The sequence below is a fragment of the Natrarchaeobius versutus genome (assembly GCF_041205745.1).
In the GTDB taxonomy this organism is placed as follows: Archaea; Halobacteriota; Halobacteria; order Halobacteriales; family Natrialbaceae; genus Natrarchaeobius; species Natrarchaeobius versutus.
Genome location: NZ_JBGFCC010000008.1, coordinates 180,984 through 199,004 on the forward strand (window position 1 = coordinate 180,984; position 18,021 = coordinate 199,004).

Annotated in this window: 16 protein-coding genes; 2 read left to right on the forward strand and 14 right to left on the reverse strand. The window is 62.2% G+C overall.

Annotated elements, in window-relative coordinates; genetic code table 11:
* Positions 1 to 259 precede the first annotated feature (259 nt).
* The 11 genes from AB7C87_RS17795 to AB7C87_RS17845 form a co-directional block, all read right to left on the reverse strand.
* Positions 260 to 1,147 carry an FAD binding domain-containing protein gene (locus tag AB7C87_RS17795; protein ID WP_369730846.1) on the reverse strand — a complete coding sequence of 296 codons (888 nt, stop codon included), beginning with the start codon at positions 1,145 to 1,147 and terminating at the stop codon, positions 260 to 262.
* Positions 1,147 to 1,644, reverse strand: a complete 498-nt coding sequence (locus tag AB7C87_RS17800; protein WP_369730847.1) for a (2Fe-2S)-binding protein — start codon at positions 1,642 to 1,644, stop codon at positions 1,147 to 1,149. Before AB7C87_RS17800 ends, AB7C87_RS17795 begins: the two co-directional genes overlap by 1 nt.
* Before the next feature lie 55 nt (positions 1,645 to 1,699).
* Positions 1,700 to 2,290 (reverse strand): SRPBCC family protein, encoded by a 591-nt coding sequence (locus tag AB7C87_RS17805; RefSeq protein ID WP_369730848.1) that lies wholly within the window; start codon positions 2,288 to 2,290, stop codon positions 1,700 to 1,702.
* A 297-nt stretch (positions 2,291 to 2,587) separates the two neighbouring features.
* A complete protein-coding gene (locus tag AB7C87_RS17810; RefSeq protein WP_369730849.1) occupies positions 2,588 to 3,472 on the reverse strand; it encodes a DUF6282 family protein in 885 nt (294 codons plus the stop codon).
* Between the two features lie 88 nt (positions 3,473 to 3,560).
* Positions 3,561 to 4,343, reverse strand: coding sequence for an enoyl-CoA hydratase/isomerase family protein (locus AB7C87_RS17815; protein ID WP_369730850.1), 783 nt, complete (start codon positions 4,341 to 4,343; stop codon positions 3,561 to 3,563).
* The gene (locus tag AB7C87_RS17820; protein ID WP_369730851.1) at positions 4,340 to 5,575 is read right to left on the reverse strand and encodes a CaiB/BaiF CoA transferase family protein; all 1,236 of its coding nucleotides are present in this window, start codon (positions 5,573 to 5,575) and stop codon (positions 4,340 to 4,342) included. The genes AB7C87_RS17815 and AB7C87_RS17820 overlap by 4 nt, the downstream gene beginning before the upstream one ends.
* A 39-nt stretch (positions 5,576 to 5,614) precedes the next feature.
* Positions 5,615 to 7,099 carry a tripartite tricarboxylate transporter permease gene (locus tag AB7C87_RS17825; protein ID WP_369730852.1) on the reverse strand — a complete coding sequence of 495 codons (1,485 nt, stop codon included), beginning with the start codon at positions 7,097 to 7,099 and terminating at the stop codon, positions 5,615 to 5,617.
* Between the two features lie 3 nt (positions 7,100 to 7,102).
* Positions 7,103 to 7,645, reverse strand: coding sequence for a tripartite tricarboxylate transporter TctB family protein (locus tag AB7C87_RS17830; RefSeq protein ID WP_369730853.1), 543 nt, complete (start codon positions 7,643 to 7,645; stop codon positions 7,103 to 7,105).
* A 63-nt stretch (positions 7,646 to 7,708) separates the two neighbouring features.
* Positions 7,709 to 8,641, reverse strand: a complete 933-nt coding sequence (locus AB7C87_RS17835; RefSeq protein WP_369730854.1) for a Bug family tripartite tricarboxylate transporter substrate binding protein — start codon at positions 8,639 to 8,641, stop codon at positions 7,709 to 7,711.
* A 258-nt stretch (positions 8,642 to 8,899) separates the two neighbouring features.
* Positions 8,900 to 10,024: a mandelate racemase/muconate lactonizing enzyme family protein gene (locus AB7C87_RS17840; RefSeq protein ID WP_369730855.1), complete on the reverse strand. Its 1,125-nt coding sequence runs from the start codon at positions 10,022 to 10,024 to the stop codon at positions 8,900 to 8,902.
* A gap of 119 nt (positions 10,025 to 10,143) precedes the next feature.
* A complete protein-coding gene (locus AB7C87_RS17845; protein ID WP_369730856.1) occupies positions 10,144 to 11,850 on the reverse strand; it encodes an acetate--CoA ligase in 1,707 nt (568 codons plus the stop codon).
* A 255-nt stretch (positions 11,851 to 12,105) separates the two neighbouring features.
* On the opposite strand from AB7C87_RS17845, the gene AB7C87_RS17850 reads away from it, so the two are divergent.
* Positions 12,106 to 14,256 carry an acetate--CoA ligase family protein gene (locus AB7C87_RS17850; RefSeq protein ID WP_369730857.1) on the forward strand — a complete coding sequence of 717 codons (2,151 nt, stop codon included), beginning with the start codon at positions 12,106 to 12,108 and terminating at the stop codon, positions 14,254 to 14,256.
* Positions 14,257 to 14,540: 284 nt separating this feature from the next.
* On the opposite strand, the gene AB7C87_RS17855 is transcribed toward AB7C87_RS17850, so the two are convergent.
* From AB7C87_RS17855 to AB7C87_RS17865, 3 genes are read right to left on the reverse strand one after another with little or no spacing between them, the layout of a single operon-like run.
* Complete coding sequence (locus AB7C87_RS17855) at positions 14,541 to 14,993, reverse strand: VOC family protein (protein WP_369730858.1); 453 nt, start codon at positions 14,991 to 14,993, stop codon at positions 14,541 to 14,543.
* Positions 14,986 to 15,945 carry a 3-hydroxyacyl-CoA dehydrogenase NAD-binding domain-containing protein gene (locus AB7C87_RS17860; protein WP_369730859.1) on the reverse strand — a complete coding sequence of 320 codons (960 nt, stop codon included), beginning with the start codon at positions 15,943 to 15,945 and terminating at the stop codon, positions 14,986 to 14,988. Before AB7C87_RS17860 ends, AB7C87_RS17855 begins: the two co-directional genes overlap by 8 nt.
* Positions 15,942 to 17,078, reverse strand: a complete 1,137-nt coding sequence (locus AB7C87_RS17865; RefSeq protein WP_369730860.1) for an NAD/NADP octopine/nopaline dehydrogenase family protein — start codon at positions 17,076 to 17,078, stop codon at positions 15,942 to 15,944. Before AB7C87_RS17865 ends, AB7C87_RS17860 begins: the two co-directional genes overlap by 4 nt.
* 126 nt (positions 17,079 to 17,204) lie before the next feature.
* On the opposite strand from AB7C87_RS17865, the gene AB7C87_RS17870 reads away from it, so the two are divergent.
* Positions 17,205 to 17,936 (forward strand): SDR family NAD(P)-dependent oxidoreductase, encoded by a 732-nt coding sequence (locus tag AB7C87_RS17870; RefSeq protein ID WP_369730861.1) that lies wholly within the window; start codon positions 17,205 to 17,207, stop codon positions 17,934 to 17,936.
* The last annotated feature ends 85 nt before the right edge of the window (positions 17,937 to 18,021 follow it).

Consider the following 18,021-nt stretch of genomic DNA (forward strand, 5'->3'; position numbering starts at 1 on the left):
CGTCGTCACTCACCGTACACCACCATGCCGCGGGGCATCGACCGGAGATCGTCCGGCGAACTGTGTCGTGTCACTACTCGTCATTAGCACTACGTGCTTGTAATGTCACCGGTAACCGAGGTCGTCAGTCGCTCTCGAGGGATCGATCGTCAAACCGCGTACTCGAGTCCCGACTCGCTCCGGACGGGAGTTCGATTATCAACGGGACGGACAGAAATCGACCGTCAACGCGACGTGGCGGGAGAGACTCGACCGGCGTTCAGGCGGTCGGGAGCGAGGCGTCGAGTCGATCCGCCGCGTCGTTCAGCGCTTCTTCGGTGTAGACTTTCAGAAGCTGTCTGCGGAACTCGGCGGAGGCCTGAATGTCGTCCATCATCATGAACTCCTCGAGGTCGTCGTCTGCGACCTGCGCCGCGTCCTCGAAGGAGACCTCCTCGACGGTTTCGCCGACGAGACGCTCCTCGACCGGCTCGAGCCGAACGGCGTGGTCCATGATGCCGTTTGCGGCGACGCGGGCGGAGTCGATCCGCCCGCCGTCGACTTCGAGTGAAACCGCGACGCCGACCAGCGCGTAGCCGGACGACGGGCTCGGTTTCTTGACGTACGCACCGGCGGCGTCGCTCTCCCGTCGGGGGAACTCGAGGCCGGTCAGGATTTCGTCCTCGCCGAGTTCCGTCGCGTACATCCCGAGGAAGAAGTCGTCGACGTCGATCCGTCGCTTCCCATCGACTCCTTGGACGACGACCGTCGCGTCGGCGGCGAGGACGGCCGCCGGCAGGTCCGAAGCGGGATCGCCGTGTGCAACGTTTCCGCCGATCGTCCCGCGATTTCGGACCTGGATATCGCCCACTTCGTGTGCGGCCTCCGCGAGAACCGGCAGTTCGTCCCACAGTTCGTCGTCGTCGGCGATCGTCGCGTAGGTGGTCAGGGCTCCGACCGAGACGGCGTCGTCGTCCCACTCGATGCCGTCTAACTCCTCGATCTCGCCGATGTCGACGAGCGTGCCGGGGTTTGCGAGCCCCGATTTCATCATCGGGATGAGGCTGTGTCCGCCGGAGAGGATCTTCGCGTCCGGGTCGTCAACCAGCAGGTCGAGCGCGTCGTCGACGCGTTCGACCCGGTGATAGTCGAATTCGGACGGGTACATCAGTCGTCACCCTCGGCGGTCGCCGTCGTCCGCATCTTTTCGGCGGCCGACTCGACGGCTTTGACGATGTTCTGGTATCCGGTACACCGACAGAGGTTCCCCTCGAGCGCCTCGCGAATCTCCGCTTCGTTCGGATCGGGGTTTCGCTCGAGCAGTTCCGATGTCGTCATGATCATCCCCGGCGTACAGTATCCACACTGGAGGCCGTGTTCTTCCGAGAAACTCTCCTGGATCGGATGAAGCGAGTCCCGGTCGGCGAAGTCTTCGACCGTCGTGACCTGCGAGTCGTCGGCCTGTACTGCGAGAACGGTACAGGATTTGACGGCTTCCCCGTCGAGATGAATCGTACAGGCACCGCACATACTGCTTTCACAGCCGACGTTCGGACCGGTGTAGCCGAGTTCGTCTCGAAGGGCGTGAACCAGTAGCGTCCGTGAGTCGACTGTCATTTCGTGTTCTGTACCGTTAACTGTGATTTCTATATCGTGTTTTGTCATGCGTGTTGATCAGGTGTTGGTCGCCGGATTATCTACGGTCTCGTGTCGGCGCCACTCACAACAACCCTTTGATCCTGTCGCGAAGTCCGGACGAGTCGTCACTGACGTCCGAGAGGTTGCTTTCGATCTGGTTGAAAAACCGGTTGATGACGCGTTTTGCAACCGGCGAGATCACTCGTTGTCCCATCTGGGCGACACGGCCGAATACGTCGGTTTCAGCCCACCACTCGACGGTCACGCCCTCGTCCGTCTCGACGAGCTCCATCCCGGAATCCATCTCGAAGGAGCTGTCCGATGCACTCCCCGTCGCAGACGCCTCCATCCGCGGGAACTCGCGACTGTCGATCGAGACGACCGTCTCGAAGCGTGGATTGACGCCGCCGACGTTCATCTGGACCAACGTCGCGTACCGTCCACCCTCGACGAACGCTCGATCGGCCACGTCTTCCGGGTCGGCCTCGGGAAGCGTCGGCGGATCGTCGTCGGTCGCCTCGGCTTCGAGTTCGTCGAAGTCGGGTTCTCCCTCGATCTCGGTGAGGAACTTACAGCCGGGGAGTGCGTTCTTGATCATGATCGGATCGGACAGTGCAAGCCATACTTCTTCGCTCGTTACGCCCTCGAGCGTAAACTCGCCGTCAAATTCCATGGTATACCTCCGCTACTGGGTACTTCGCGTCTGTCATACTCTATGCCTTGAGCTAACAAACGCATCACCACATTAAAAAACCTTGCACCGAGCCCGACGGTCGGAGTTCCGCTCCCAGTGACGGGGACGGGCGGCGCGTCGACGACCCGTTCGTCTCGTGCGTTCTTGTACCCGCTCGTCTCGTGCGTTGGTGTACCGATCTCCCGGCGTAACTGCCAGCCGGACACTTGTTGGACCGGAAGTAACGTCCAGCGGATCGTCTCATATAGTAACCCGTATCAGCGAACCACCTGCTTTTCACTCGAACAGGATCGAGCGTGGTGTCTCGCCGGCCATCGTCCGGAACTCCGATGTGGAGAGTCCCTCGGATCGCAACGTTTCGCCGAGAATCCGCAAGCTCTCGGGCGAACTGGGGTTGACCTGCTGGCCGACGTCGCTCGAGAGGAGACACCGATCGACGCCGATCTCGCGGATGTTTTCGTAGAGGTCCTCGCTCGAAATCCAGTTGTACTTCGGACTGAGTCCCATAAACGGAAAGTTCAGGTAAGCGCCCCGATCGGCGAGGGTACGCTGTTGGTCGAGCGAAAGATCGGTGACGCCGTAGTTGGGGTGGTCGACGACGACCCGATCGTGACCCGCCTCGGCGAGGTAGTCGACGATCGCGATCGTCTCTTCGTACGAGAGGTGCCCGAGACAGAAGACCACGTCGTGGTCGATCACCTTGTCGAGGCACAGTCGGACGTCGTCGGTCAGTTCGCCGCCGTCCAGCGCCGAGATTCCCTCTCGGTTCTCGTACTCGGCGCCGGCGTCGACGCCGAGGAATGCGCCGAGTGAGCCAGTCTGTTCGGCGTGGTGGCGAGCGTCGATCGTCGGCGCCCAGACGACGCCGGCGCCGTAGGCGATCGCCGACTCGACGGCGAACGGATTGAATCCACCGTTGCAGTAGTTGAGGACGACGCTTCCGACCACGTCGGTGTCGAGCCCGTCGCGCTCGAGCAAGCGGTCGATATACGGGACGCCGTAGGCAGTCGGGAGGTGGTGTTCTTTCAGAACGACGGCATCCATTCCCGCCTCCGCGGCCTCGCGTGCACACTGATATCCGTCGGTTCGTCGATCGAACGGGGACGGACCACAGTGGACGTGTATATCTATCAGCCCGGATACATCGATCGGTTCCGTCATACCTGGTCTGTGTCTCGGGTAACCATAAAAACAGGTGTCGCGCCATCGGTCAGACCGACTCCCACCGGCTACACGATACGTGGATCTGTTAACGCCCGTCCGACACGTCGTCGCCTTCCGCCGGTTCCGACGGCACACCTTCCCCGTACTGTGTCAGCCACCGGTCCGTTTCCTCGGCGAACGCAACGGCACGATCCGTCTCGTCGGCCACCTCGTTGATACTCGCCTTGGCCGATGCGGCGGCGCCGTCCACGGCGTTCTGGATTGCCGCGGTCACGGCTCCGACGGTTTCGTCGAGTTCCTCGGCGGGCACGACGCGATTGACGAGTCCTAGCTCCCGTGCACGATCAGCGCCGATCCGGTCGCCGAGGAGGACGATCTCCTTCGCTCCGGCTTCACCGACGAGTTCGACCAGACGGTACGTCACTCCGCCGCCGGGGATCTGGCCGATCTGGATCGTGGGAACGCCGAACTCGGCCGTCTTCGACGCGATTCGAAGATCACAGTACATCGCGAGCGTCAGCCCGCCGCCCAGACAGTAGCCGTCGATCCGGGCGATCGTCGGCGGACGGATCGATCGCGCCTTCTTCACCATCTCGTAGCTCTGGCGGCTCCGGGCACGGTGATAGCGTTCGTCCGCGGTTTCGTACTCGGAGACGTCCGCACCGCTCGAGAAGGCTCGGTCGCCGGCTCCGGTCAGAACGATCGCGTCGATATCGGAGCACAACGTCAGTTCGTCGAACGCGCGGTCGAGGTCGCACACGGCGGCGGTGTCGAGGGCGTTCAGGACGTCCGGGCGGTCGATCGTCACCGTCGCGACGCCGTCGTCGACGTCGACCGAGAGCGAGCGGTACGGACCGAGGTCGCTCACGACTCTTCACCCGGATTTCGGTCGGCGGGGGTGTCGATGGAGCCGATCACGCGATCGGCGGCGAGCGATTCGATCTCGTCGTCGTCGTAGCCGTGGTCGGTGAGCAGGTCTCTGGTGTCCTCGCCGAGGACGGGCGCGTGATCGTCGAAGCCGCTCTGGAGTCGGCCGAACCGGAGCGGGTGTTCGACGACCGGGACGTCGTCTGCGGTGGGATGGTCGACCTCGGTCAACAGCCCGCGCGCTTCGACGTGTTCGTTCTCGAGTGCGTCGGCGACGTCGTTGATGGGGCCCACCGGGAGGCCGTGTTCGTCTGCCAGAAGCGAGACCCACTCCTCGACCGGGCGTTCCCGGAACGTCGCTTCGAGTTCGGCTTCGAGTTCGTCCATGTGGTCGACGCGGTCCGGGTTCGTTTCGAAACGATCGTCCGTCGCCAGGTCGGCGCGATCGATCGCCACACAGAACTCGGTCCAGAGCTTTTGGCTGCCGATTCCGACGGCGAGATAGCCGTCAGCGGCCTCGAAGACCTGGTAGGGAGCGATGACGGGATCTCGAGAACCCATTCGCTCGGGGGATTCGCCGGCAAAGACGGCTCCCGCGTGCTTGGTGAGATACGGGAGGATCGCGTCGTACATCGCGAGTTCGATTCGCTCGCCCTCGCCGGATCGTTCGCGTTCGTAGAGCGCGGCGAGAACGCCCTGTGCGACCCAGCTTCCGGTGACGAGGTCGGAGACCGGGACGCCGGCTTTCACCGGCGGCCGGTCGGGTTCACCGGTTACGGACATGAGCCCCGACATCCCCTGGATGAGGAGGTCGTACCCCGGCCGGTCCGTCCACGGGCCGTCCTCGCCGAACGCCGACACGGAGCAATAGAGGAGGCTCTCGTTGACGTCGGTGAGCGACTCGTAGTCGATTCCGAGCCGTTCGGCCGTTCCAGGGCGGAAGTTCTCGACGAAGGCGTCGGCGTCGGCGACGAGCTCGCGAAGGATCGAGAGGCCGTCGTCACTTTTTAGATCCAGTTCGATGCTTCGCTTCCCGTAGTTCACCGACATGAAATACGGCGATTCACCGTCGATGAACGGGGGACCGGCCGATCGGGCTGGATCACCGTCGCCTGGCTGTTCGACCTTGATCACTTCGGCGCCGAGATTCGCGAGAATCATCGTTCCGAACGATGCACTGACGTACGACGAGACGTCGATAACGGTGACGTCGTCGAGGGGTTTGCGTACCATCGTTGTACTGTGTAAGTGGGGGACTCCAGGCCGTTCGCATCAGGCCGCGTTCCGTCTGGCCTCGAGTTGGTTCTTGATCAGCGGACCGACCAGGACGAGCACGGTGAGCGCAAGCAGGAGTATCGACAGCGGGCGCTCGAGGAAAACCGGAAATCCGCCGAGTTCGATCGTACGGTACAGATTCTCCTCGGCGATCGGTCCGAGCACGATACCCAGGACGAACGCGATGATCGAGTAATTGTGCTTGACCATGTAGTAGCCGAGGACACCGAACGCGACGACGAACGCGAGGTCGAGCCAGTTGTTCCGAATCGCGAACGAACCGGTCACCGCGAGACAGATGACGAGCGGGATGATGTAGTCGGTGTTGATCCGGGTGAACCAGTGTCCCGTCCGGGTGACGATGATGAGTCCGAACAGGAAGATGAAGACGTTTCCGACGACCAGCGCGATGAACGTCGCGTACGTGATGTACAGATCAGCGCCGAACAGTTCCGGACTGGGGCGAATGCCGTGCATCAAGAGCCCACCGAGCAAAATCGCCGTGGCACCACTGCCCGGAATCCCGAACGAGAGCGTCGGGATGAGCGAGCCCGCGACGGTGCCGTTGTTTGCGGCTTCGGAGGCGATGACGCCTTTGGGGTTGCCTTCGCCGTAGCTATCGTCGCTGTCGCTTCTGACCGCCTCGCCGTAGGAGATGAAGTTCGAGACCGATGCACCGGAACCGGGGACGGCTCCGATCCCGAGCCCGATAAATGCCGATCTGATCGTCGAAACGGGATTTTTGATGACTTCCCAGAAACCGGAGGCGATACTCCCGCTGAGTTCGACGTCCTCTTTGACGATACCGCCTTGTTCGGCCGCCAGGCGCATCATCTCGCCGATCGCGAAGACGCCGATGAGGGCGACGACGAACGAAATCCCGTCCTGAAGCTCCAGGATGCCGAACGTGTACCGCTGTTCGAAGGTCATCACGGGAATGCCGACGGACGTAAGCAACAGTCCGAACGCGCCGGCCGTGATCCCCTTGACCATCGATCCGCGGGTAACCACCGTGATCAACACGAGGCCGAACATGGCGATGAGGAAGTACTCGGGCGATCCGAACATGAGGACGAACTCGATCAGCAGTGGCGAGAGCAGGATGATCGTTACGATCGTCAACATGCCGCCGAGTGACGATGCAGTCGCCGAGACGGCCAGTGCCTTTCGTGCTTGGCCGAGGCGGGTCATCGGGTAGCCGTCGAACGTCGTCGCCGCGGCGGCCGCGTTTCCGGGCGTGTTAATGAGTATCGCGGCGATGCTCCCGCCGTACATCGCGCCGCTGTAGATACTGATCAGGAGGATAATTGCAGTGATTCCGTCGAGGGGAACCGTCAACGGAAGCACGACCGCCATCCCCAGGTTCGGACCGACACCCGGTAGTGCGCCGACGAATATGCCAAACAGCATCCCCACCGCGAGCCAGAATATCGCCGGCCACGAGAAGACGAGATCGATCGCGTGGAAGAGACTATCGATCATGGGTTAGAATACTGTCACCACGAATCCCTCGTGGAGGTCGACGTTCAGGATCGCCATGAACGCGTAGACGATGGCGAACGCGGTGGCTGACAGCGCGATCCGGACGGGCCAGGACAGGCGAAACCACGTCGTGTATCCGAGGACGAAAAGCGGCGTCACCCAGAGGAGTCCGACGACGTACGCACCGGCGACGTACGCGATGAGCGATACGACGGTAAACGTCGTGGCCCCGATCGGTCTCTCACTGGGGGTGTTTACGGACGTCCCCTGTGTATCGTCGTCCTCGGCTTCCTCGCCGTAGTCGCTTAGCACGTCGGTCGACTCGGCGACGTATTCGTAAAGCGGGCTCGGCAGGTACTCCCTGGTCAACAGCAAGGCCACGCCGACGATCGTGATCGTCGCAGTGAAACGCGGGAACAACGCTGCGCTATCGGAGAAGTCGTACGACCCGATCAGCATGTACGAGGCGATCGCGAGTATAGCGGCGAGCATCACGTGCTCGGACGTCAGATCGGCTCGCGAAATTCCGGATTTGTCGGTACTCATTGGATTTGTGTGAACTGGTGTGAAGATTGTTGATGACTGGAAGAGAGTCGACGCTGGTCGCTCTCACTCCCTGAACTCGTCGAGGTCGATCTCGTCGCGAATGTTCCCAATCGACTCCGCAGTGAGATCGTCGACGAACTCCGAACCGCCCATAAACTCGAGGTGGAGACCACCTTCGTCGGCCCATCCTTGAAGTTCGTCGCTTTCGATCGCCTCTTCGGCGGCGTCCTCGAGCCACTCGATGTGTTCGTCGGGCGTCTCCGGCGGTGCGTAGGTCGCTCTGACCATCCCGCCCAGGTAGCCAAGATCCGGGTAGCCCAGATCGGTGAGGCTGGACACGTCGGGGAACGCAGAGAGTTGGTGGTCGACCAGACCGGCGACGACGTCGACCTGCTCTGACATGTCTTCTGCGGTCGAGACGGTGACGATGCCGTTCGGAATTTCGCCGCTGGCGACCGCCTGGCCGACCTCACCGGAGCCGTCGTAGGGGATGTAGTTCTCCCACTGCACGTCGTAATCCGCGTTGTCTCTAAGGATCGTTGCAATGATGTTGAACTGAGTTCCCGGTTGCATCCCACCGAAGGCCTCGAACTCTCCGTCCGCGTAGCGGTCGACCATCTCGTCGAAGTCGTCGATCGCTTCGTCCGGGTTGCCGACGATGACGAACTCCTCTTCGGCGTATGCGGCGACGCCTCTGAACTCCTCGAAGTCGAAGTCGACGTCCTGGATCAACGCGGGAATGATGTCGCCGGGTGCGTTGAACGGTGCGATCGTGTAGCCGTCCGGATCCGAGGCGGCGAATTCGCTCGCCCCGGTCATTCCACCGGCACCGGGAACGTTGTCGAATTCGAAGGAAACGTCTCGTTGTGCCGACACCTGTCCCCAGACCTGCCTGGCGTAGATGTCGGTCCCACCCCCCTCTCCGAACGCGATGAGCGCCCGGATCGCGTTGGACGGGAATTCGGCGTCTTCATCGCCGGACCCGAGATCACCCACACAGCCGGCCAATCCGACCACTGCCCCGCCGCCAGCTATCGATAACGCCTGGCGACGAGTAACCGTGCGACTACCGTTGCGGATATTGCTAACTTCCCACATGGACACCAGAGACGATGAGTAACACCTAAATAAACCTTTCGTTATATTGCCAACGAGTCACACGCAACGGCCAACCGATCCACCTCGACTTCGTGGTTGGCGAGTCGAACGGGCGCTCACTCGAGGCGGATATCGACGGACCGGACGGTTATCGTCTCAGTGCTCAATTCGGTACTCTTCGAGGACGTCCCTGTCGAGTTCGATACCGAGGCCGGGTCGGTCGGGCGGGGAAATGTCGCCGCCGTCGGCGACGGACAGTTCGTCCTGATTCGCGACGAACGGGCTCGCGATAAACTCTCCAGGGTCGTCGATATCGTCGCTCAACACGCAGAACTCGATGAGTGAGCACGCGGAACTGGCCGCGGCGAGATGCAAGCTCGCTGTGTAGTTGACCGCGGGTCCGAACGCGTGTGGGACGATCCGCTTGTTGAACGCCTCTGCGAGTACGGCGACGCGATGTGCCGCCGTGATGCCCCCGACGTTGTCGAGTGACGGCTGGTAGATGTCGAGCGCTCCGGCCTGGAGCATGTCGACGGCCGAGTAGTGAGGTGTGTGGGTCTGAAATCCCGCCAGCGGAACCGACGCCTGCTTTCGGAACTCGGCGTAGCCGTCTGTATCGGTGTGCGCGATCGGCTCCTCGAACCAGACGAGTTCGTGTTCTTCGACCGAGTTGGCGAGTCGAACGGCGTCGGTGAAGTCGTAGGAGGTGTTCGCATCGATCGCGAGCCGAAACCCGTCCGGAAGATTCGAGGCGATCGTCTCGATCCGCTCTCGATCCCGTTCGACGCCCAGCCCCGCCGTTATCTTGAGCGACTCGAAGCCCTTCTCAGCGAGCCAGTGGGCGTCCTCGACCAGTTCGTCCGCCTCCTTCTGGATCGGGAACGTTGCGTACGCGCTGAGATCGCCGTGGTTGCCGCCGAGAAGCTGGTAGACCGGGAGCCCGGCCTCTTTGCCGGTAATATCCCACAGCGCTTCGTCGATCGCGGAGAGCGCTTTGTACGCGCCGGATCGCTTCACGTGGACGTAGAGTTCGGACCATCGTTCGCTAATTTCGAGCGGGTTCGTCCCGACGAGGTACTGCTCGAGCGATTCGATCTCGCGCGCGAGCACGACGTTGTCCTCGACGCGTTGTCTGTGAAACGACTCGCCGTAGCCGGTGACGTCTTCGTCCGTGTGTACTTCGACGAGAACCGAGCCGACCTCGACCGCCCCGATCGACGGAATCGACGTCGATTCGACGTCGCCCTGCAGTACGTGCGTTTCTATTGCTGTAATCTCCATCGCGGTTGTAATTGCACCAGGGGTATTTTATTATTTCCCCGCTCGAGCGACCGCGAGTTGGTCACGGTCACAACAGTCGGGGCCCGGCGGTCGGTCGAAGGACGTCAAATCAGACTGTCTCAGGCCGCACCCTCACGCTCGCGTTCCTCGAGCTTTGATCGTTGGATCTTACCGGTGACCGTGGTCGGCACGTGGTCGATGAACGCGATCTCTCGCGGATACTCGTACTTCGCGAGGTTGTTCTTGACGTGTGATCGAACCTGTTCTTTGAGCTGTTCGTCGGGGGTTGCCCCCTCGGCTGGTTCGATGAACGCCTTGATTATCTCGCCGCGGTTTTCGTCTTCGACGCCGATAATTCCGACCTCCCGAACCTGCTCGAGTTCACGGATCGAGTCCTCGACTTCCGCCGGCCCGACTCGGTAGCCGTTGGTGATGATGAGGTCGTCGGCTCGCGATTTGAACCAGAGCTGTCCGTCCTCGTCGTAGTATCCCAGGTCGTCGGTGTTCATCCACTCGTCGTCGGCGACGAACTTCCGCTGGGTGGCCTCGTCGTCGTTCCATAGCTCGAGAAGCATCGCCGGATCGGGCCCTCTCAGGCCGATGATCCCCGTTTCGCCGGGATCGCACTCGGTTCCGTCTTCGTCGATGACGCGGACGTCGTGTCCGGGTGCGGGGTAGCCGAGACTTCCCGGATCGGCATCGACCCACTGCGAACACGACGTCACGAGATGCATGGCCTCGGTTTGGCCGTACATCTCGTTTAGGTTCGCACCCAACGTCTCCGTGACATACTCGTAGAGCTGTTCGGAGACCGGTTCGGAGCCGGACATGACGACCTGCAACGAGTCGAGGTCGTACTGCGAGGCGTCGAGTTTCGACATCGGCTTGAGCATCCCCGGAACCAACACCGCACGGGTCGGACCGTAGCGGTCGATGTTCTCGAAGACCGTTTCGGGGTCGAACCTGGACCGGGAGTCGTAGCGAAACGCAGGGAACCCATAGTGCCAGGAACCGAGTACGAGGTTGATCCCGCCGATCCACGCGAGGTCCGGCGTCGCGTACAAAAGCGGGTCGCTGTCGTGCCAGGGGAGCTCGAAACACATCTGGAAACTCGGCAACCAGCCAAGAAGCGACTGGTGTTCCTGGACGACGCCTTTCGGCCTGCCGGTCGTCCCGCTCGTATACAGGATGAGCGCGGGATCGTCGGCCGCGGTCTCGACGGCTTCGAAACTCGGTGCGTCGTCCAACTCCTCGAAGCCGATCGCCTCGACCTCGTCGAACTGTGACGTCGTTCCTCCCATTTCGACGACGCACTCGACGGTATCGATCGACTCCAGTGCATCCGAAAGCGTCTCCGAGAGGCCCCGATCGACGAAGACCGCGCTCGCGTCACAGTCGTCGAGCCGAAACTCGAGTGCATCCGCGCCGTACAGTGTCGAAAGTGGGACGCTCACCGCGCCCAGTTTCCAGGCCGCGAGGTGTGCGAGCATCACCCGGTCGCTTCGTGCCCCGACGATAGCGATCCTGTCTCCCTGTCCGATTCCGCGTGCCTCGAGAGCGTTGGCCAGTCGGTTGGATTCGCGCTCGAGTTGCCAGAACGTGTACGTCCGTTCCCCCTCGTCTTCGATTCGCTGAAACAGGGCGACCCGGCCGCGTTTTTCCGCGTGGCGGGTGACGACGTCGGTCGCGATATTGAACGTGTCCGGAATCTCCCACTCGAAGTTCGCACGCGCCTCTTCGTAACTGTCGTACTGTCCGAGGTTAGGAACCGGTTCCGACTCCCAGTCGATCGGGATCAAGCCAAACTGTGTGTTTCCTGGTGGCATGTGTCTACTTCTCAATCACGTATTCGTTTTCGTCGCTGGTGATAAAGATTTCCGGTTTGTTCCCGGATGGCCGACTGTTTGCCCGTCCCGGCTTCCCCGCCTACGACTGTGATCGGCCCTCGTCCCGGCCGACCTGCTTACGACTGTGATCGAACCGAACGGTCGAGGTAGCAGGCGTCCCCGTCTGGGTTCCTAAGTGCCTGTGCTGTGTGCTATTCACAATCTATATTAACGAACTGGGTGAATTGAGAGCGTATGGACGAACGCGAGTATTCAGCACAGCGGGTCGAGCGTCTGCTCGATCCCCAGTCGATCGCCATCGCCGGCGCCTCAGCCGACGAAAACAAACGAGGGTACATCGCGACCAAACGCCTGGTGGAATCCGAGTACGAGGGGGAAGTGTACCCGGTCAATCCCTCCTACGAGGGGGAGATACTCGGGAGGGAGGTTCACCCGTCGGTGTCGTCGATTCCCGACCGCGTCGACCTCGTCTACGTCGTCACGCCCGCCGGTGCCGTCCCGACGGTTCTCGAGGACGCCGGCGAGGCCGACGCCGCGGGTGCGGTGATTTTCTCGGCCGGGTTCAGCGAGGTGGGCAACGAGGATACCGAACAGGAACTCGTCGAGATCGCCGACGAACACGGGATTCGCTTCCTCGGGCCGAACGTCATGGGGATGGTGAACGTCCCGAGTGACATCTGTCTGGGAATCGATGCGAGCTACGGAGAGGGTGGCCTCTCGGTGATCTCCCAGAGCGGAAACCTCGGGATGAATCTGGGCGTGGCGACGAATGCGGCACACAACACCGGCCTCAGCCACTTCGTCTCGATCGGGAACGAAGCCGATCTGAAGTTCCACCAGTTGTTGCCGTACTTCGCGGCCGACGACTCGACCGAGGCACTCGTCCTCTACGTCGAGGGAATGTCCCAGGGGCGTGCGTTCCTGGAAGAAGCAAAACGGTTCACCCAGGAGAAACCGCTCATCCTCCTGAAAGGCGGACGTACCGGCGCCGGAAAGTCATCCGCGGAGTCACACACGGCCTCGCTGGCCGGAGACGCCGACGTGGTGGCGGACGTCTACGCACAGGCCGGCATCGTCACCGTCGAGAGCTTCGACGACGTCGTTCCGGTCTACCAGGCTCTGACCGATGCACCGACGCTTTCCGGGCGGAATATCGCGATTATAACCGAGGCGGGCGGGGTCGCGACGATCACGGCCGACTCCCTCGTCGAACACGGCCTGAACGTCCCCGAGTTGACCGAGGAGACCCAGGAGGAACTCGCCGAGTTGTTCCCCTACTCTCCGAACCTCGAGAACCCGATCGACACGATGGTGACCGGGGACACGGCGTCGCTACACGGTGATGCGGCGGAAATTCTCCTCGCCGATCCGAACATCGACGGGCTGATGATCTGTGGTGGGTACGGCGGCTACGGCGTCGGCGGAACCGGGATCGAACTCCCGATGGACGACGCCTCCGCCCAGGCCCAGATCGAGTCGGCCCGCCGGATCACCGAGTTGCCCTCGGAGTACGACAAGCCGGTCGTCGTCAAGAGTACGTTCACGCCCGAGGAGTCGGACGCGCTGGCGATCTGTCGCGACGGAAACGTTCCCGTCTACGACTCGTTCAGGGACGCATCGCTCGCGTTCCAGGCGCTGGCGGCGTACAGCGAGGCCGTCGCGTCGGCAGACGAACGGAGCGATTTCGACGCCGGGTCGGATGCGGACGGTCTCGAGGCGCTTGAGGAAGCGACGGACGCCACCGTCCTCGCCGAACACGAGGCGAAAGGTGTACTGGAAGAGTACGACATTCCCGTCGCCCCCTACGAACTGGTCTCCTCCGCCGAGGAGGCCGTCGACGCCGCCGATCGGTTCGACGAGGAACTCGCGATGAAGATCGTCTCCCCGCAGATCCAGCACAAAACCGAAGCCGGCGGCGTCGCCCTCGGCGTCTCCGGTGAATCGGACGTCCGCGACACCTACGAGGAACTGGTGGCCAACGCCGAGGCCTACGACACCGAGGCGACGATCGACGGCGTGTTGGTCTCGCCGATGCTCGAGGAGGGCGTCGAAGTAATCGTCGGGGCCATTCAGGACGAGGAGGTCGGACCGGTCGTCATGTTCGGGCTCGGCGGCATCTTCGTCGAAGTCTTAGAGGACGTCACGTTCGGCGGCGTGCCACTGACCGAACGCGACGCCCGGCGGATGATCGAGGAGATCGACGGTACGGCGATTCTCGAGGGTGCGAGGGACAACCCCACCGTCGACCAGGACGCGCTCGTCGACTTGCTCGTAGACGTCTCCGAGCTGGTCGCCGAGAACCCACGAATTTCGGAACTCGACCTCAATCCGGTCTTCTGTTACGAGGACGGTCTGTCGGTCGTCGACGCGTCGATAACCCTGTAGGCCGCCCATCGGACGTTTTTCTCGAGTCGCCATCTTCCGAATCGCTTTCCTCGAGTCGCCGTCGCCGAACGACTCCCCTCGAGTCACTCTCTTCGAAATGGACGTGATCTCTGCCCAGAGCCACTCGTGAGCCAGCCCGAGGGAGATGAGGGAGATCGCCGGCCTTATCGGAGACGAGACGGCCTCGAGGATATGACGGCCTCAGACGGTTTGCTGTCAGTCAGTTCCGGCGCAACCATCACCCGGGTCGCGGTTGCACCGGTAAATCGTTACAGCAGACCGTATCAGTCGTTCCCGTCGCGGGTCCATCCCGACTCGGCGGCGGCCGACTCGGCCGGGTGTGGTTGATCGTACTCCGTGAGGATGAGCATCACGTCCTCGAAGGAGGATGGATGATAGAACACTTCGTGGAATCCATCGAGATCGACCTCGTCGACGGGTTCGACGCCGTCCGCCGCGAGCGCCTCGCGTGCGGCTGAGACGTCGGAAACCTCGAGGGACAACGCGTACAGTCCCGGCCCGTTTCGTTCGAGAAACCGCTCGATACCCGAGCCGTCCTCGCCGGAGACGAACTCGACGCCGATCCGACTCGTCCGGTTTGCAACCGGCTTCGTCGGCGGGTCGATCGTCGCCCCGAACTCCACTCCGAGCAACTCCGTGAACTGGCGCGTGCTCGCCTCGAGGCCGTTCGTCGCGATGAGAACGCGATCGATTCCGACGACGTCGACGTCACTCATCGTCGAGTGCCTCCACGAGTTCGAGCATTCGGCTGTAGGTTTCGGTTTTCAGTTCCCCGGCGTCGACGTCCCCGTCGTAGTCGTAGTAGCCGGCACCGGTCTTCGGTCCGAGGTCGTTCGCGTCCATCTTCTCGACGACGCTGTCCGGGTTCTCGAATCGTTCCCCGAGTTCGTCCTCGAGGTACTCGTTGACGTAGTAGAGAATGTCGACACCGCCGAGATCGATGAACTCGATCAATCCGATCGCGGCCATCCGGAAACCGACTCCCGTCCGAAGCGCGCGGTCGATCTCTTCGGGCGAGGCCACGCCGTCCTCGTAGGCTCGGACCGCTTCGTTCATCGCGGCCGCCTGAATGCGCGAGCCGAGAAACCCGGGACTGTCCGAACAGGTGACCGGCTCCTTCCCGACGGCCTCGAGGAGGTCGACCGTCCGGTCGACCGCGTCGTCGTCGGTTCGCTCGTTGTGTGCAACTTCGACCAGCGGGACGATGAAGGCGGGGTTGAGCCAGTGGGTGATGAGCAGTCGCTCGGGGGCCGGGGCCGCGTCCGCCAGTTCGTCGACACTGATCGAAGAGGTCGTGGTCGCGACGACCGCATCGCCGATTGCGTCGGCCGAGGAGTCGAGGAACTCGCGTTTGATTTCGGGGTCTTCAGGAAGGGCCTCGAACACCCACTCTGCCGTCTCGAGGGAAGCCGTCGCCTCGCGCGTGACGGTGATTCGTTCGAGCACGTCGCTTGCATCGCCATCGAAATGGCCTCGAGCGCCAAGAAACTCGAGGTTCGATCGGATCGTCTCGGAGACCGACTCGACTTTCTCCTCGAACTCCGACTCCGTACGCTCTTTCACGTCGACGATACGAACGGCTCGCCCATCCGTAGCGAACACTTGGGCGATGCCGATACCCATCCGACCCGGACCCACGACGACGATCGGCGGCGCCGAGTCCGTCATGGCATCCCCCCCTCGGCGAGTACCTGCTCGAACTCCGCCTGCGAGAGATCGGCGAGGCCGAGTTGCTCGAGTGTTCGTCCGGTCTCGCTGTACTCCTCGTTCATCAGGGCTTGCGCGATGGTGACGATGCTGTCGATCGTCGGCGTCTCGACGTCGAGGAACCCGCCGACCGAGGCCAACAACACCGTCGCGATGCTGATGTCTTCGTGAACGTATCGGTCGTCGAGCGACGGCGGGTCTTCGCTGAAGGTATCGGCACTCATCAGCGCCTTGCGGGCGTTTCTCCCGTAGAAGTGTCCGCCGTCGGCCTCCTCCGGACGATAGTACTCGTCCTGCGTGAAGTGGGGTTCGTCGTAGCCCAATTCCTCTCGGATCCGTACACGCTCCTCGTCGAGTGCCATCAAGGCGTTGTAGACGCCGTCGCCGATCCCGTGGCGGTGGATGTTGAACGATTGGATCTCGTCGTTTTCGATCGCGCCCGCGTTGAGTACCGTCGGAACGGCGTTGACACACGAATTGCTGTTGTTCAACGCGCTGTCGAGTGCGTTTTCGGCTGGGATAGCCGACTCGTAGAGCTGTTCGGCGACTGTCAGTGCGCGATCGGTCTCTTCACCCGGATACGCGCCGATGGGAAGTGCGACCGCGTCGAGGTTGATCGTCGACTCGGCATCGTCGGAGCGACGCGTTACGTACGGGAGCGTCGGCGTTTCGGCGACGGTGACGTTCTCGGGTGGCTCTTCGAGTTCGTCGATCGACTGTCGGAGAAGAGACGAACCGAAGTTCCCGGGACAGAGCAACACGACCTGGTCGTCCTCGAGGGTCGGCACGAGGTCCGCGAAGAGCCCTTGCTGTGCCGTCGTCGGGAGCGGGACGACGACCGCGTCCGCACCCGAGACTGCCTCGGCGAGATCTGTCGTGACGGTCGAGAGCGAGACGGTCGTCCGTTCGCCCGCCGTTCGTCTCGTCCCCTCGTAGCGAGGCGAGACTGCGAGCGTGACCGACTCCGATTCGAGTACAGCCGCGTGATTGTCCGGAGAACGAACGTACCACTGGACCGCGTGTCCTTGTTCGGCGAAGTCCGCGGCGGCGGCATACCCGCCGTTGCTTCCACCGATTACCGCTACAGTGTGCATGAACAGTCACACGTTAGAATCCCACATACGTAAATCGAATGGATCGTCGTCTTCGTCTCCAAAATAACGGACGTACGATCCGCATCCCTCAGCTTGATGTGCGTACGCGAGGTTTACATTTATGTCATGTTTAGCGAACAAACGGTACTCGTCCTCTCCGGTACGTCCGACTCCGGTCGAGCGCTCGCTCACACCGTCGCCGACGCCGGTGGCACAGTCGGATTCACGTACAACAGCGCGTCCGAGGAGGCCGAGAGCGTACTCGAGGAACTCGAGGGTGACGGCCACGAGGCCTGGTCGTGTGACGTAACCGACCCGGAAGAAACCGCGGCGGTTATCGACGAGGCCTTCGACGCGATCGGGCCGATCGACGGTCTGGTCTACACCGTCGGCGTCATCGCCCGGAGTTCGATCGCGGATACCGACGTCGACGACTGGCAGCGCCACCTCGACGTGAACGTGACGGGAGCGTTCAACACGATCAAGGCGGCGACCCCGAAGTTCGAAGCGCAGGGCCGCGGTGCCTTGGTCGCGGTCTCGGCGTGTGACGGTATCATGCGAAGTACCAATCTCGCCGCCTACGACGCGAGCAAACAGGCCCTGATCGCGCTCGTCGAGGAAGCCGCACGGGAACTCGGGCCGGTCGGCGTCCGCGCGAACGTCGTCTCACCGGGATTCATCAGGGATCCCGACGCGCTCTCGGAGGAGGCAATCGAGGACCTCCTCGAGCAACAACCCTACGAACAGTTGACGACGCCACAGGAAATCGCAAACGCGTGTCTGTTCCTTTGTTCCGATCTGGCGTCGACGACGACCGGTGCGGTCTTGCCCGTCGATTCGGGACTCAGCCTCGAGTAAGCCGACGACTCGACTTTCGCTACGAACACATATTCTCAGCGCGAGCCGTTAAGCGAGGAGTCCCGACGGTAACAACGGTGTGTGT